Genomic DNA, 15372 nt, shown 5'->3' on the forward strand with positions numbered 1-15372 from the left:
CGCGGTGAATCAGCTCTCAAGCAATTGGCGCAGAGCCGCGTCCCGGTCGTCACGCGGCGGTGTCTGATTGAAGAACAGGCTGAAAGCTTCCGCCGCCTGACCGATCAACATGTTGAGCCCATCAAGCGTTTCGAAACCCCGGCTGCGCGCTTCGGTCAGAAGCGGCGTTTGCAGGGGATGCGTCACAATATCATAGACCACACTGCCGGGCGGAATATGGCTGTGATGCAGGTCCAGGGGCGGCTGGCCATCCATGCCCAGTGGGCTGGCATTGACCAGCAGATCGAAGCATCCTTCACGGTCATCAAAGGCAAAATCGGTCGGTTCGGCAAAATGGGTCAGCGGAGCCACGTGGTGTTCACCCTCTGGATCAAGCTCATCAAGCAAGGCGCGCGCTTTTTCAGGATCGCGCCCGGCCACGACCAGCATGACATTCTGATCCGCCAGCGCCGCGATGACCGCCCGCGCCGCGCCGCCCGTGCCCATAATCCGCGCCATCCGGAAATAATGGGTCTGCGCCAGATGATCACGCAATGGCTCCAGAAAGCCCGCAACATCGGTGTTATATCCGGTAAGCGATCCGTCATCTTCGCGGATGATGGTGTTCACGGCATTGATCCGTGCCGCAAGTGGATCAAGCCGATCGAGCGCAGCGATCACCGCCTGCTTATGCGGCATGGTGACATTGCAGCCGCGCCAGTCCGGATCAGCCCGCCGCTCGGCCAGATAGGATTGCAGCGCCTCGGCCGGCACATGGCATGCACGGTAATCGGCATCAATCCCAAGCCTGTCGATCCAGAATTTGTGAATGATCGGAGATTTGGACTGGACGATCGGATCACCAATCACTTCGGCATAAGGCCGGCTCATTGCTGCAACTCTCCCTGTTCACGCAGCGCGCCCAAGACCGGAATCAAAGGCATGCCGAGCACGGTAAACTGGTCTCCTTCGATCCGTTCGAACAATTGCACGCCCATTGCTTCAATCCGGAATACGCCGACGCAATAGGATACTTCGGGCCATTCCGCCTCAAGATAGCTTTCAATGAACTGATCCGACAAAGGGCGGACATGCAGAGTGGCACAATCGGCATGCGTCCAGATGGCGCGCCCCTCTCGCGCAAGAACCGCGGCCGAATGAAGCTCCATCCGTTTTCCGGAAAAGGCCCGCAGATGTTCAGCCGCCTGCTCCCGGCTGGCTGGCTTGTCGAACCGCTGCCCGTCGACACTGACCAGTGAATCGCTGCCCAATGTCAGCGTGGCGTCACCCGGTTCGGAAATAGCCAGAGCCTTGGCCTGTGCCAGCGCCGCCGCAATGAGCGGCGGCGGCGCGGCGCCCAGTTCGGCTTCCAACGCCCGTTCATCCACATTGGCCGGACAGCTTTCAAATTGCACACCGGCGGCGCGCAGCATCGCCTGCCGCGATGCGCTCTTCGATGCCAGACGGATCATATCGGCTTAGGCCCCACGCGCGGCGGAATCTCCCGCGCTTCGCGTTCATTATACAGGCGGATCACTGCGGCGGCGGTTTCCTCGATCGACCGGCGGGTCACATCAATCACCGGCCACCCATTATCGGCGAACATCCGACGGGCAAATACGACTTCCTTCTCGACCTTTTCTTCATCCACATAGGATGTTTCGGTCGCTTCATTCAGCAGCAGCAAGCGGTTGCGGCGGATCTGGATCAACCGGCGCGGCGCAGTGGTCAGACCCACGATCAGCGGCCTGCGCAAGCTGAACAGAGCCGGCGGCGGCGGGCTTTCCACCACCAGCGGAATATTCGCCACCTTGTAACCGCGATTGGCCAGATAGATGCTCGTCGGGGTCTTGGAACTGCGCGATACCCCCGCCAACAGGATATCCGCCTGTTCCCATTCCTCCCACGCAATTCCGTCATCATGGGCAATGGTGAATTGAATCGCATCCACGCGCGCGAAATAGGCATCATCCAGCACGTGCTGACGCCCTGGGCGGCCCTTGGCCTCCTGCCCCAGAAGATCTTCCAGCGCGGTGGTCACCGTATCCAGCGCCGCGACATGCGGCAGGCCCAAAGTGCGGCACCGCTCCTCAAGATGTTTGCGGGTGTCCGGATTGACCAGAGTGAACAGCACCAGCCCGGGATTGGCCTTCAATTCGCCGACAATCCGGTCAAGATGCTGCAATGATCGGACCATGGGCCAGAAATGGCGGATAACCTGGGCATCGTCGAATTGCGCCAAGGCCGCCTTGGCCACCATTTCCAGTGTTTCGCCGGTTGAATCCGATACGAGATGAAGGTGAATACGGGACATGAAGAGGCTGGATTTCCAATTCGGCAGGCTTGTGGACAGGCATGGCATAAACCACGGGATAAGGCTGGGGACAAGTTCGGGGACAATATTCACCCCCACTGACAGGTGATTCGTACCGGACTCTTTGGACAGGCTCGCGGACTTATCCCGTGGCTGGGGATAATGGGGATAAGAGTCGTTTGACTCAAAGCCGGTGCAGAGTCGGTCACGGCGCCAGACCTGTTCAAGCCGGGAGAAATCGGGCAGAGGCGAGCAATCCCCGATTTCCACAGGACCAACTGAGTCTTACAACCTATTTAATAAAACTATTTATTTTGATTGGACGTTCGAATGCCCGGTAGTCTTCTCGAAACGCTGAAAGGCAAAGTCACCAGCCAGCGTCCTGTTTGGCTCATGCGTCAGGCCGGCCGCTATCTCCCCGAATATCGTGCGTTGCGCGCGGAAAAGGGCGGATTTCTCGATCTCGTCTATGATTCAGCCGCTGCTGCGGAAGTGACTCTGCAACCCATTCGCCGCTTTGGCTTTGAAGGTGCGATCCTGTTTTCCGATATTCTGATCGTTCCCTATGCAATGGGGCAGGATCTGCGTTTCGTCGCAGGCGAGGGGCCGCGTCTTTCCCCCACGCTGGTGGATCATGCCCTGGACGAGCTCTCAGCGGTGCCTGAGCGTCTTGAGCCTATCTATCGCACCGTGACCATGGTGAAGGAGCAATTGAGCTCTGAGACCACCCTGCTGGGCTTCGCAGGCAGTCCTTGGACCGTCGCAACCTATATGGTGGCTGGGCAGGGGAGCCGGGATCAACATATTGCCCGCAAACAGGCCTATGCCGACCCGCAGGCCTTCGGCGAGCTGATTCAGCAGATCATCGACATCACCGTTACCTATCTGCGCGGACAAATCGATGCCGGTGCAGAGGCGGTTCAATTGTTCGATAGCTGGGCAGGGAGCCTGTCGCCCGCGCAGTTCGAACGCTGGGTCATCGCGCCCAATGCGCAAATTGTTGAGCGTCTGAAGGAAAGCCATCCCGACACGCCGATCATTGGCTTTCCGAAGGGTGCCGGCGCGAAATTGCCAGCCTATGCGCGCGAAACGGGCGTTGACGCGCTCGGCCTTGATGAAACCATCAACCCTGAATGGGCGGCGCGCGAATTGCCCGACAATCTTCCGGTGCAAGGCAATTTCGATCCGCTGTTGCTGCTCGCCGGGGGTGCCGAAATGGAGCAGGGCGCACGGCGCATTCTGTCCGCCTTTGAAGGCCGCCCGCATATCTTCAATCTGGGTCATGGCATCGACAAGGAAACACCGATCGCCCATGTTGAGGCGCTGCTGGCCGCAATCCGTCAACCACAGGGGTGACGTAAGGCTGGATTGCGCCTAGATATTACCCTTATGCAGGACGCACTTTCCATGATCTATCTCTGGCTCAAGGCCGGCCATATCATTTTCGTGATCTTCTGGATGGCGGGGCTATTCATGCTGCCGCGCTATTTCGTCTATCATCAGGAAACGGCTCCGGATTCGCCGGAAAATGCGCTTTGGGTGGATCGGGAGCGCAAATTGCTCAAGATCATCCTGCTGCCTTCGATCATCGTCGTCTGGGTCTTCGGGATCGCACTTGCATCCAGCATTGGTGCATGGTCGCAAGGCTGGTTTCATGCAAAATTGCTGCTGGTTCTGATATTGAGCGGCTATCATGGCTGGCTGTCGGCCTATGCGAAGAAACTCGCCCGCGGCGAACGGCCGTTTACCGGCAAGAAATTGCGCCTGCTTAATGAAGTTCCCGGTGTTGCGGCGGCCCTGATTGTGATTCTGGTGGTCGTCAAACCGTTCTGATTGCAGGCAAAATGGCACTATGCTGCCGATCCTGAGCTGATTTTTCCTGAAAGGCTTGCGAGCCGGGCTGTCTTGCAGAATCTGGCGTCGCTTTGACCAAAGTGCTGCCTTGTTGTTTTGCGAATTGACGCGCTGTGATGGCAGGCCTATTTATCCGCGAACCGGCAGAGATCGCCTCATGGTGATCGGGCCTGCTTTCTCCAAGCCCATATTGGCCGCCGGCATCCCTTTATTGGTGGAACTCCACAGATGCACTTAAAACAATTGAAACAGCGGGCGCCGGCAGAACTGGTGTCCATGGCCGAAGATCTGGGGGTCGAAAACGCCTCCACGATGCGCCGTCAGGATCTGATGTTCGCAATCCTGAAAGAAGTCGCGGATGATGGTGAGGAAATCCTCGGCATCGGCACGATCGAAGTTCTTCAGGACGGCTTCGGATTCCTGCGTAGCCCGGAAGCCAATTATCTGGCTGGCCCGGACGATATTTATGTTTCGCCCAATCAGGTCCGCAAATTCGGTTTGCGCACCGGTGATACGGTGGAAGCTGAAATTCGTGCACCGCGCGATGGGGAGCGTTATTTCGCTCTGACGAAGCTGCTGAAGGTCAATTATGATGATCCTGATGCGGTGCGCCACCGCACCAATTTCGACAATCTCACCCCGCTTTATCCGGATAGCCGGCTGAATCTGGACACGATCGACCCCACGGTGAAGGACAAGTCCGCCCGGGTGATCGATCTGATCTCACCGCAGGGCAAGGGTCAGCGCGCCCTGATCGTCGCCCCGCCGCGTACGGGTAAGACCGTTCTGCTGCAGAACATTGCCAAGGCGATCACGGACAACCACCCCGAGGTGTTCCTGCTGGTTCTGCTGGTCGATGAACGCCCGGAAGAAGTCACCGATATGCAGCGTTCGGTGAAGGGTGAGGTCATCTCCTCGACCTTTGATGAACCCGCTCAGCGTCACGTCCAGGTTGCTGAAATGGTGATCGAAAAGGCGAAACGTCTGGTTGAGCATAAGAAGGATGTGGTGATCCTGCTGGATTCCATCACCCGTCTTGGCCGTGCGTACAACACTGTGGTGCCCAGCTCCGGCAAGGTGCTGACCGGTGGTGTCGATGCCAATGCGCTGCAGCGTCCGAAGCGGTTCTTCGGTGCGGCCCGTAACATCGAGGAAGGCGGTTCGCTCTCCATCATCGCCACTGCGCTGATCGATACGGGCAGCCGTATGGACGAGGTGATCTTTGAAGAATTCAAGGGCACCGGCAACTCCGAAATCGTGCTGGATCGCAAGGTCGCCGATAAGCGGATCTTCCCGGCTCTGGATGTCGGCAAGTCCGGCACGCGTAAGGAAGAGCTGCTGGTCGATAAGGAACAGCTATCCAAAATGTGGGTGCTGCGCCGGATTCTGATGCAGATGGGGACGATAGATTCGATGGAATTCCTGCTCGACAAGATGAAGGATTCCAAGACCAACGAAGATTTCTTCGCCACGATGAATCAGTAAATTCATCCGAAGCAATTAAAAAGCGGGCGGAAACCTTATCGGCTTTCCGCCCGCTTTCAGTTTGAAATGACTATTTCGGCGCGGCTCAGCCGAGATTCTTTGCGAGGAATTCTTTCGTCCGCTGATCGGCCAGTTCCGCTGCATCATTATCGCGTCGATCGCCAAACTCAGTCGCAAAACCGTGATTCTGACCGGCATAATCATGCAGTGTCACTTTTGGATGATCATCCAGACCCTCATGCATCGCCTTTTGTGTGTCCGCATCGACGAAGCCGTCTTCCTGCGCGATATGAAGCATCAGAGGACGGGCAATGGCGTCCTTTTCGCGGAGCAATTCGTCCACGCCCACGGCGTAATACCCCACTGTGGCGTCTGAATCCGTCCTGGCAGCCGTCATATAAGCGAGCCGACCGCCGAGGCAATATCCAACCGCGCCGACCTTCTCACAGCCTTCTTCCTGGCGAATATATTTGATCGTCGCTTCAATATCACGAACGCCTTGATCCTGGTCGAATTTGCCCATGAGATCGAGTGCACGTTGCATTTCCTGCTCAATATCCGGATCGAGCTCAATTCCGGCTTCCAGCTGCCAGAAAAGGTCGGGTGCGACGGCCAGATACCCTTCTTCCGCCAGCTTGTCGCACTTGCGGCGAATGCCCGCATTTACGCCGAAAATTTCCTGAATTACGACAATTGCAGCCTTGGGCGTGTTTTGCGGTCGTGCGACATAGGCAGAAAACTGCGCGTTCTTGCTCAGGGTGGAAATTTTCACAATCGCGCTCATATAAACTATTCCCTGTATGTCTTGTGGTTCATGCTTACGGAGACGATACGGTCTCACAAGGCCCCTGTTCCGGCAAATGGCTGGCTATTGCGGCGTTTTGATCCGCAAAGGAGAATGCTTTGAAGATACATTTCGAAATCGACTGCACTCCCGAAGAAGCGCGGCGTTTCATGGGGCTGCCTGATGTCGAGCAAGCGAACAAAGCCTATATGGATTCCATGGCTCAGGCCATGAAGGGCGTGTCCAGTGTGGATCAGCTTCAGGATTATGCCGCCAAATTGGCCCCCATGGGCGAATTCGGCCTGAAAATGTTCCAGAATTTTCTCGAAAGCGGTGCCGCTTTTGGCGACATGAAAAGCGCAAAAGGTAAGCCGGATGGCGGTACATCTCCCAAAAGCGGTGGCTCCAAAGCAGGGTGATATTCGTCCGTGAGTGACACGATTTTTGCCCTTTCGAGCGGCGCACCGCCTGCTGGTATTGGTGTAATACGCATTACAGGGCCTGACGCTGCCTATGCCCTGACTCAATTAGCTGGTGGTTTGCCGCCGGCGCGCAAGGCCAGCTTCGGCCCTTTGCGTGATGCCGATGGCGCGTTGCTGGATGAAACCCTCTATCTGTGGTTTCCCGGTCCAGGCACGGCCTCCGGTGAAGATCTGGCCGAATTGCATCTGCACGGGGGCAGAGCGGTGATTGATGCCGTACAGGATGCGCTCAGACGCATTCCCGGTTTGCGCAGAGCAGAAGCCGGTGAATTCACTCGCCGAGCTTTCGTCAATGGGCGGGTTGATCTGGCAGAGGCAGAGGGTCTGGCCGATTTGCTCTCTGCAGAAACCGAGATTCAGCGCCGTGCGGCAATCGCCATGGCAGGCGGGCGCTTTTCGCAGCAGGTGGAACAGTGGCGCGAGCAGATTTTGCGACTATCCGCACATGTCGAGGCTGTGCTGGATTTCGATGATGAGGATGACGTGGGCGGCTTGCCCCCGCAATTCATCGAAGACATTGAAACGCTGGCGAATGCGGTTCATTCCCGGCTAAAGTCACCTCGTGCGGAGACTCTCCGGGAAGGCTTCCGCGTAGCATTGGCCGGCCCACCAAATGCCGGAAAATCCACTTTATTCAATGCTTTGGTGGAAAGCGAAGCAGCTATCACCGCGCCCATTCCGGGAACGACGCGGGATGTTCTGGTGCAACCTGTCAGCATTTCCGGGATTCCCTTTTCTTTCGTGGATATGGCCGGATTACGCGATGAAACCACGGATGTAATCGAAACGATCGGGATTGACCGCGCTCAGAAGGAAATTGACCGCGCGGATATTGTCTTATGGCTCGGGCCAGAAGATCAGGCACCTCAGGGGTCATGGGATATCGATGCGAAATCGGATGATGACGACCGGGTGCCGAAGACTGCGCCCTTTTTGCGGGTGTCGGCGATTAATGGTGAGGGGATGGATCAGATTCGTGAAGCACTGGTGGATCGTGCCCGCAACGCGATGCCCAAGCCGGGCGATGTGGCCTTGAACAGCAGACAGACTCTTCTGCTGGAAGAAGCTGAACGTAATCTTCGCCAGATTGTGCAGCTGAGCGATCCGCTGTTGGTGGCAGAGAACCTACGTATGACACGCGCAGCCTTTGATCGTTTAATCGGGCGGGCTACGACCGAAGATGTTTTGGATACGCTCTTTGGCCGTTTCTGCATTGGGAAGTAGTGAACGCAGGCCATTGTTTCACGTGGAACATCGAAGTGCTTTGACCCGCGATGCCAAGCGGTTTATCGGGGCGACATGCAGACATTCGATGTCATAGTGGTTGGCGGTGGCCATGCTGGCTGTGAAGCAGCCGCGGCCAGTGCGCGTATGGGAGCAAGGACGGCTCTGGTTACATTCGACCGCAAGACGGTCGGTGCAATGAGCTGCAATCCAGCCATTGGCGGGCTGGGCAAGGGGCACCTCGTTCGTGAAGTCGACGCGTGTGACGGGCTGATCGGCCGGGCTGCCGATGCGGCATCCATTCACTATCGTATGCTCAATCGTTCCAAGGGTAGCGCTGTATGGGGCCCCCGACTTCAGGCCGATCGGGTGCTGTTCAAGGCGGCTATTCAACGCATGATGGCTGCACTGCCAAATCTGGACATCATTGAAGGAGAGGCCGCCGAGCTTTCGCTTGATAGAGGGCGCGTTACGGGACTGATGCTGGGCGATGGCGCGCATATTGCAGCAGAGGCCGTCATTCTGTGCACGGGCACCTTTCTGGGGGGCAAGCTCTTTCGCGGTGAGGAGAGGCTTGAAGGTGGCCGAATAGGAGAAGATTCAGCCCATCGTCTCGCTGCGCAGCTCCGTGAGGCTGCTTTGCCGATGGCCCGGCTCAAAACGGGCACACCACCACGATTGGACGGACGAACAATCGACTGGGCGCGGCTCGCGGAACAGCCGTCAGACAGCGATCACTGGACCATGTCGCCGCTTACAGCAAAGCGAATCAACCCCCAGGTTTTTTGCGGCATAACGCGGACCAACGAACAGGCCCATGACATCATCAGGGGAGGCCTGGATCGCTCGCCCTTGTTCAGTGGCGCGATCGGCGCGGCAGGCCCGCGGTATTGTCCATCGATCGAAGACAAGATTCATCGCTTTGGTGACCGTGACGGACATCAGATTTTTCTGGAGCCAGAGGGTCTGACGACCCATCTGGTCTATCCCAATGGTATCAGCACGTCGCTGCCGGTTGATGTCCAGCAGGCTATGCTCAATGCAATGCCGGGGCTGGACAGTGTCGAAATGGTCGTTCCGGGCTACGCCGTCGAATATGACCACATTGATCCGCGTGCGCTATCACGCTCGCTTGAGGTTCGTGATATTCCCGGGCTTTATTGCGCCGGTCAGATTAATGGCACGACCGGTTATGAGGAAGCAGCGGCGCAAGGTCTGGTCGCTGGCATGCATAGTGCAGCCAAAGTGCTTCAGTGTGAAGCGATGAAGCTGGACCGGGCGAATTCTTACATGGCTGTGATGATCGATGATTTGACCTTGCAGGGCGTGAATGAACCATACCGTATGCTCACAGCCAGGGCGGAATACAGGCTGCGTTTGCGCGCCAATAATGCATCCACTCGTCTCACCCCTTTAGCTATCGCGGCCGGGCTTGTCGGTGATGAGCGACGGCAGTGGTATGAGCAGCGCGAAGCAAAACGTTCCACGTGGAACACTGCTCTTGATACCGTGATATCCTCGCTGGATTTGCAGGATAGGGACTTGAATGTCCGCCGCGATACAGGGAAGTTGCCCGCGCGCGAATGGTTGCGTTTTGGGGGAATTGCGCTGGCTGACCTTGAGCAATTCCTTCCAGACAATTGCCGTCTGCCCGATGAACTGGCGGACGAACTGGCTGAGGATGCGGTTTATGCACCTTATCTTGCCCGTCAGGACGCGGAACTGAAGGATTTGCGTGCGAGTGAAAACCTGCCTCTGCCACCGGACTTCCGATATGATCGTGTGGCGGGACTATCGAATGAAATGATTGAACGGTTGAGCAATGCCCGCCCGGACAGTTTGGCCGCAGCCGGCCGGGTGCGCGGTATAACCCCTGCTGCGCTTGCAGCATTGTTGGTGTGTGCTCGCCGGGAAGGGCCCGCAGCGTCATGATCGAAAGTGAAGATCAGGCTCGTGAATTATGCGCGACATTGGCGCAAGCGGGGGGAACTGATGCGGATGCCGCTTTGGGGAAACTCGACCAACTCGCCGCCATGCTCAGTTCTGAAAATGAGCGACAGAATCTTGTTTCCCGTGCCAGTCTTGACCAAATATGGCTGAGACATCTTGCTGACAGTGCGCAGCTGCTCAGCTACGATGTTCCACGTGAAACGTCGAACTGGCTTGACCTCGGTACCGGAGCCGGGTTTCCTGGCTTGGTAATCGCAGCATTGCGCCCCGAAATGGACGTATTTCTGGTAGAGTCGCGAAAAAGACGAATCGAATGGCTCGAAAGCGCTGTTGATTCGCTATCGCTTTCGAAATGTCATGTTTTGGGCGCAAGACTGGAAGATGTAGAGAGTTTTAAAGCCGATGTAATTTCAGCCCGAGCCTTTGCACCATTGCCGAAATTGGTGAAACTGGCCCAGCGTTTTGCGACCGAGGAAACACTCTGGTTGCTGCCAAAAGGCAAATCGGCGCAGAAAGAGCTTACGGAACTGCCCAACAGGCAGTCAAAATTGTTCCACGTGGAACAGTCTGTTACCAGTTCGGAAGCCGGAGTGATTGTCGGACGACTGAACCTATAGATCGGGACGACGCGGTATGATTACGATTGCAATTGCCAATCAGAAGGGCGGGGTCGGTAAAACGACCAGCGCCATCAATATTGCGACCGCAATGGCTGCTCTCGGTTGGAAAACCTTAATGGTGGACCTCGATCCGCAGGGGAACGCATCCACGGGGGTGGGCATCGATTCCGCGCATCGTGACTATTCCAGCTATGACCTGCTGGTTGAACAGGCCGACATAGAAAATTGCATCGTCCCGAGCAGCGTTCCCAATCTCGATGTAATCCCCGCGACTGTTGATCTCAGCGGGGCAGAGATCGAATTGGTCGGGGTTGATGATCGAACCGGTCGTCTGCGTGATGCGATGGACGGTTATAATGGGCATGACATCTGCTTCATCGATTGCCCGCCTTCTCTGGGCCTGCTGACGCTGAACGCGCTTACGGCTGCGGATACTCTTCTGGTGCCGCTCCAATGCGAATTTTTTGCGCTGGAGGGTCTCAGCCAGTTGCTGCAAACAGTCGAACAGGTACAGAAACGCTTCAACCCCGACCTGGGCATTATCGGTATTGTTCTGACGATGTTTGACCGACGCAATCGTCTGACCGATCAAGTTGCCGATGATGTGAGAGAAGTATTGGGCAGTCTGGTTTTCGATTCGGTCATTCCGCGCAATGTGCGCCTGTCTGAAGCGCCGAGTCACGGAATGCCCGCTTTGGTCTATGATCATGCATGCAGTGGCAGCAAAGCCTATATGGCGCTTGCACGTGATTTGGTGAACCGCCTGCCTGAAACGAGGAAAGTCGCTTGAGCAAAAATACAGATACTCCCTCGACCGCGGCCAATCCCAAGCCGGCAAATAAGCGTAAGCTTGGGCGAGGGCTGGGCGCGTTGCTGGGTGAAGCTCGTCAGGAAGAACCCCTGAATACCGGTGCTGCATCGGGCGGAGATAATTCGGCCACCGCCTCTGGCAAGCCCGCACCCATGCCGACCAGCGGCGTCGCCAATCTTTCGGTCGCAATCATCGAACCGCATCCGGATCAGCCGCGGCGGCGTTTTGATGAAGAAGCGCTTGAGGAACTTGCTGCATCGATTGCATCGCGCGGCGTGATTCAGCCGGTCATCGTTCGCCCCCTGGCCGGTGGACGCTATCAGATCGTGGCGGGTGAACGGCGTTGGCGCGCAGCGCAGAAAGCGCGTTTGCATGAAATTCCGGCGCTGATTCGCGAATTGGAAGAGCGTGAAGTCATGGCGCTCGCCCTGATCGAAAATATTCAGCGCGAAGATCTGAGCCCGGTCGAGGAAGGGCAGGCCTATCAAAGGCTGGCTGACCAGGAGCATATGACTCAGGCAGAAATTGCCCAGCTGGTCGAAAAATCCCGCTCCCACGTCGCCAATATGCAGCGCCTGCTTAGCTTGCCCGACGATATTCTGGACCATGTGGATCGCGGGAAGTTAAGCATGGGCCACGCCCGTGCGTTGATCGGCAATGACAACGCCTCATCCATTGCAAAACAGGCGATCGACAAGAATCTCTCGGTTCGGGACGTCGAGAAGCTGGTTCGGCGAGAACAGAAAGGGCGCGAGCAAGGCGCCCGGCGTGTCGCCCGTGAACCACGTGATACTGCCGGCAACGCCGATATTCTGGCTGTGCAGCAGCATTTGGAAGAATATCTCGGTCTGTCGGTAAAGATCACGCCCGACAGTGAACCGAATTCGGGTGCGGTAACCATTCGTTACCGCACGCTGGATCAGCTGGATCTGGTGTGTCAGCGCTTGTCAGGCGGAGAGATTTAAGCGGCAAGCTTCGGCGCGAGAAGGGCCGCCAATTTTTCGATCCCGGTCTCGTCCTCTGCTGTAAAGCGCGACGGGACGGGGCTGTCGAGATCGATCACACCGATACAGGCACCGTCATTCAGCAAAGGGACGACCAGCTCTGATCGGCTGTCCGCATCGCATGCGATATGGCCCGGGAATGCGTGCACATCGTCGACGCGTTGGGACACGCCGGTTTCTACGGCCTTGCCGCAGACACCTCTGCCAATGGGAATACGAATGCAGGCTGGCTTGCCGCAGAAGGGGCCGAGCACCAGTTCCCCTTCGACCATTCTGTAAAAACCGGCCCAGTTGAGATCAGGCAGAAACTGCCAGATCAGAGCTGCAACATTGGCCATATTCGCAACAGAATCGGGTTCTCCATCGGTCAGTGCCTGCGCGGCGCTGTGGAGCTCACCATAGAGTTCGGTCTTGGGGCGCGTGGGATCTATAGCAAAATCATACATATTGCTGCTCTAGCGCGCTAATTCATTGCCGCAAGGCGTGCGCCTGCTATTCTGCATAACCATGAGCATCTGGAAGAAAATCGCTATCGGCCTCGTGGCCATCGTCCTCATTGTCGGCATTGGTGGCTGGTGGCTGCTACGCGGCGATCCTGCCCAATATAGTGTCGATGAGGTGGCCGGAGAGGATCCGATTCTGGCCGAGCAAAAAGCGCAGACTATCCCGACGGTGAAGGTTGCTGCGCCGATTGGCTGGCCCTCGGATAAAGTTCCAGAGGCAGCAGAGGGGCTGAGCGTCAATCTTTTCGCCAGCGATCTGGACCATCCTCGGATCATCTATCCGATGGATAATGGGGACGTGATTGTCGCGCTAACCAATTCCCCGCCGCGCGATTTGCCAGGCGGACCGGAAGGGTGGATCATGGGATTTCTCTTCCGCAAAGCCGGGGCAGGGGGGCCTTCTGCCGACACGCTGATGCTTCTTCGTGATAGTGATGCGGATGGCATCGCGGACAAGCGCTTCGTCCTGCGCACAGATGATCTTCATTCACCCTCTGGCATAGCCTATAATGACGGCACTCTTTATGTCGCCAATCATGATGCCGTTTTGCGCTTTGACTATAATGAGGGCGATACGGCAATTTCTGGTGAACCGGAAAAGCTGATGGATTTGCCTGCTGGGGGCAATCACTGGATGCGCAATCTGGTGATCAGCCCGGACGGCAAAAAGCTCTATGTTGCTGTCGGCTCAGCCAGTAATATTGGCGAGAACGGGATGGAGGCTGAGGCCGGCCGTGCCTCGATATTTGAGATCGATCTCGAAAGCGGGTCTCACCGGCAATTTGCCGCGGGTTTGCGCAACCCCAACGGGCTCGACTGGAACCCCTGGAATGGCGAATTGTGGGTTACGGTGAATGAACGCGACATGCTCGGTTCCGACCTGGTGCCTGATTATCTGACCAATGTTCCGGTTGGCGCACAATATGGCTGGCCGTGGGTCTATTGGGGGGATGTGATTGACGATCGGGTCGATGCACCAATGCCCAATTTCCTCACCGAATATACGCGCCGCCCCGAATATGCGCTGGGTCCGCATGTTGCCGCGCTGGGCCTCACCTTCACGCAGGAAGGCGCGAAAATGCCGGAGAAGTTCGGCCACGGCGCCTTCATTGCGCGGCATGGCTCATGGAATCGTAAGCCGGCTTCGGGGTACGACGTGGTCTATGTCGCTTTTGATCAGCGCGGCAACCCGACGGGCAAGCCGGTTGAAGTGCTGGGCAGCTTCCTCACAAATGATGGGGAGACATATGGCCGACCGACATGGGTTGCCTGGGATCAAACCGGGTCATTGCTCGTCAGCGACGATACCGCCGGCATTATCTGGCGGGTGTCTGCGCCAGGTGCAAAGCCAAGTGGTAAGCAGCAGAAGATTAGCGGGGAACGCCTGCCTGCTCAGCGCGAGCTGAATGGTGATCCATCTCGCGCGTTTACAATTCCGCCAGCGGATATTCAGCCCGGCTCTCTGTGAGCTGGGCAATTCCTTCGTAGCTTTTGAAGCGTGCTGGTTGCTCGGGTCAGAGGCTTTTGCCGGCCCGTCCGGCCAATTCGACAATATAGTGCCAGGCGATGCGGCCTGAACGCGCGCCGCGCCGCTTGGTCCATTCCAGCGCATCGTGCCGGTCGAAGGGGAGGCCGAAGTGATCGGCATAGGCTTCGATCATGGCGATGAAATCATCCTGATTGCAGGCATGGAAGCCCAGAGAGAGGCCAAACCGGTCAGCCAAAGCAAGGGAATCATCCACCGCATCGCGCGGATTGATCGGATCGTCCTGCTCTGTCATTTGGCGTGAGACGATGGCTCGGCGGTTGGACGTGACAGCCAGACGGACATTGGCAGGCCGTGCTTCCACACCGCCTTCCAGCCAGCTTCGCAAATGACGTGGGCCGACAGAGTCGCCCTCGGCAAATCCGAGATCGTCGATAAAGACCAGAAAGTTTCGCTCCACTGCACCAAGCTCGCTGAACAAGCCGGCCAGATTGGTCAGGGCATCGGTGCCGACCTGCACCAGCGCGACCGGACCGCTGCCATCCGGATTCTGACAGGCAAGTACAGAGGCCCGGATCAAAGCGGATTTGCCCATGCCGCGTGATCCCCAGAGCAGCATATCATGCGCCGCATGCCCCGCAGCCAGACGCGCGACATTGCCGGAAACCGTTTCCTTCTGCCGATCAATTCCCTTCAGCAGCTCCAGATCGGGTGCTTCCAGAGTGCGGACCGGACGGGTAGCTTGTTCCGTCCAGATATAGGCGGGATAGGACAACCAGTCGGTATTTTCGGCAGGAGGAGGGGCCAGGCGGTCAAGAGCGTCGGCGATGCGGGTGAGGTGTAGCGCATGGTCATTCATGCTTCGCTGACCTATAG

General features: G+C 57.2%; 16 protein-coding genes. 10 read left to right on the forward strand and 6 right to left on the reverse strand.

All coding sequences use genetic code 11. From position 1 onward, the window contains the following. Positions 1-9: 9 nt before the first annotated feature. Genes aroE through GRI91_RS07765 form a run of 3 tightly spaced genes read right to left on the reverse strand, consistent with a single transcriptional unit; the run spans position 10 to position 2293 of the window. Positions 10-870 carry a shikimate dehydrogenase gene (gene aroE / locus GRI91_RS07755; RefSeq protein WP_160736097.1) on the reverse strand — a complete coding sequence of 287 codons (861 nt, stop codon included), beginning with the start codon at positions 868-870 and terminating at the stop codon, positions 10-12. After that, on the reverse strand, positions 867-1451 hold the full coding sequence (locus GRI91_RS07760; RefSeq protein WP_160736098.1) for a Maf family protein: 585 nt from the start codon (positions 1449-1451) through the stop codon (positions 867-869). Before GRI91_RS07760 ends, aroE begins: the two co-directional genes overlap by 4 nt. Then, the gene (locus GRI91_RS07765) at positions 1448-2293 is read right to left on the reverse strand and encodes a pyruvate, water dikinase regulatory protein (protein ID WP_160736099.1); all 846 of its coding nucleotides are present in this window, start codon (positions 2291-2293) and stop codon (positions 1448-1450) included. The genes GRI91_RS07760 and GRI91_RS07765 overlap by 4 nt, the downstream gene beginning before the upstream one ends. Before the next feature lie 330 nt (positions 2294-2623). On the opposite strand from GRI91_RS07765, the gene hemE reads away from it, so the two are divergent. From hemE to rho, 3 genes are all read left to right on the forward strand, one after another. Next, positions 2624-3649, forward strand: coding sequence for a uroporphyrinogen decarboxylase (gene hemE, locus GRI91_RS07770; protein ID WP_160736100.1), 1026 nt, complete (start codon positions 2624-2626; stop codon positions 3647-3649). Between the two features lie 33 nt (positions 3650-3682). Further along, a complete protein-coding gene (locus GRI91_RS07775) occupies positions 3683-4126 on the forward strand; it encodes a CopD family protein (protein ID WP_160736101.1) in 444 nt (147 codons plus the stop codon). A 249-nt stretch (positions 4127-4375) separates the two neighbouring features. Then, positions 4376-5632: a transcription termination factor Rho gene (gene rho / locus GRI91_RS07780; RefSeq protein ID WP_160736102.1), complete on the forward strand. Its 1257-nt coding sequence runs from the start codon at positions 4376-4378 to the stop codon at positions 5630-5632. An 85-nt stretch (positions 5633-5717) separates the two neighbouring features. Here rho and GRI91_RS07785 read toward each other — a convergent pair whose 3' ends face one another. Continuing rightward, positions 5718-6416, reverse strand: coding sequence for a dienelactone hydrolase family protein (locus GRI91_RS07785; protein WP_160736103.1), 699 nt, complete (start codon positions 6414-6416; stop codon positions 5718-5720). A gap of 119 nt (positions 6417-6535) precedes the next feature. Here GRI91_RS07785 and GRI91_RS07790 point away from each other — a divergent pair, with 119 nt between their 5' ends. From GRI91_RS07790 to GRI91_RS07815, 6 genes are all read left to right on the forward strand, one after another. Then, positions 6536-6835 carry a DUF6489 family protein gene (locus tag GRI91_RS07790; protein ID WP_160736104.1) on the forward strand — a complete coding sequence of 100 codons (300 nt, stop codon included), beginning with the start codon at positions 6536-6538 and terminating at the stop codon, positions 6833-6835. 9 nt (positions 6836-6844) lie between these two features. Then, positions 6845-8122 carry a tRNA uridine-5-carboxymethylaminomethyl(34) synthesis GTPase MnmE gene (gene mnmE / locus GRI91_RS07795; RefSeq protein ID WP_160736105.1) on the forward strand — a complete coding sequence of 426 codons (1278 nt, stop codon included), beginning with the start codon at positions 6845-6847 and terminating at the stop codon, positions 8120-8122. 75 nt (positions 8123-8197) lie between these two features. Continuing rightward, positions 8198-10054, forward strand: coding sequence for a tRNA uridine-5-carboxymethylaminomethyl(34) synthesis enzyme MnmG (mnmG, locus tag GRI91_RS07800; RefSeq protein WP_160736106.1), 1857 nt, complete (start codon positions 8198-8200; stop codon positions 10052-10054). After that, positions 10051-10689, forward strand: coding sequence for a 16S rRNA (guanine(527)-N(7))-methyltransferase RsmG (rsmG, locus tag GRI91_RS07805; protein ID WP_160736107.1), 639 nt, complete (start codon positions 10051-10053; stop codon positions 10687-10689). Before mnmG ends, rsmG begins: the two co-directional genes overlap by 4 nt. 16 nt (positions 10690-10705) lie before the next feature. Further along, complete coding sequence (locus GRI91_RS07810; RefSeq protein ID WP_160736108.1) at positions 10706-11482, forward strand: ParA family protein; 777 nt, start codon at positions 10706-10708, stop codon at positions 11480-11482. Next, the gene (locus GRI91_RS07815; protein WP_160736109.1) at positions 11479-12468 is read left to right on the forward strand and encodes a ParB/RepB/Spo0J family partition protein; all 990 of its coding nucleotides are present in this window, start codon (positions 11479-11481) and stop codon (positions 12466-12468) included. The genes GRI91_RS07810 and GRI91_RS07815 overlap by 4 nt, the downstream gene beginning before the upstream one ends. Here the strand turns inward: GRI91_RS07815 and GRI91_RS07820 are convergent. Beyond that, positions 12465-12953, reverse strand: coding sequence for a GAF domain-containing protein (locus GRI91_RS07820; protein WP_160736110.1), 489 nt, complete (start codon positions 12951-12953; stop codon positions 12465-12467). The two genes, GRI91_RS07815 and GRI91_RS07820, sit on opposite strands and share 4 nt — an antisense overlap. 61 nt (positions 12954-13014) lie before the next feature. Between GRI91_RS07820 and GRI91_RS07825 the strand changes: the two genes are divergently transcribed. After that, complete coding sequence (locus tag GRI91_RS07825) at positions 13015-14478, forward strand: PQQ-dependent sugar dehydrogenase (RefSeq protein ID WP_160736111.1); 1464 nt, start codon at positions 13015-13017, stop codon at positions 14476-14478. A 46-nt stretch (positions 14479-14524) separates the two neighbouring features. On the opposite strand, the gene GRI91_RS07830 is transcribed toward GRI91_RS07825, so the two are convergent. After that, a complete protein-coding gene (locus GRI91_RS07830; protein WP_160736112.1) occupies positions 14525-15355 on the reverse strand; it encodes an ATP-binding protein in 831 nt (276 codons plus the stop codon). Positions 15356-15372 lie beyond the last annotated feature (17 nt).

The organism is Altericroceibacterium endophyticum, assembly GCF_009827595.1.
GTDB classification, from domain to species: Bacteria; Pseudomonadota; Alphaproteobacteria; order Sphingomonadales; family Sphingomonadaceae; genus Altericroceibacterium; species Altericroceibacterium endophyticum.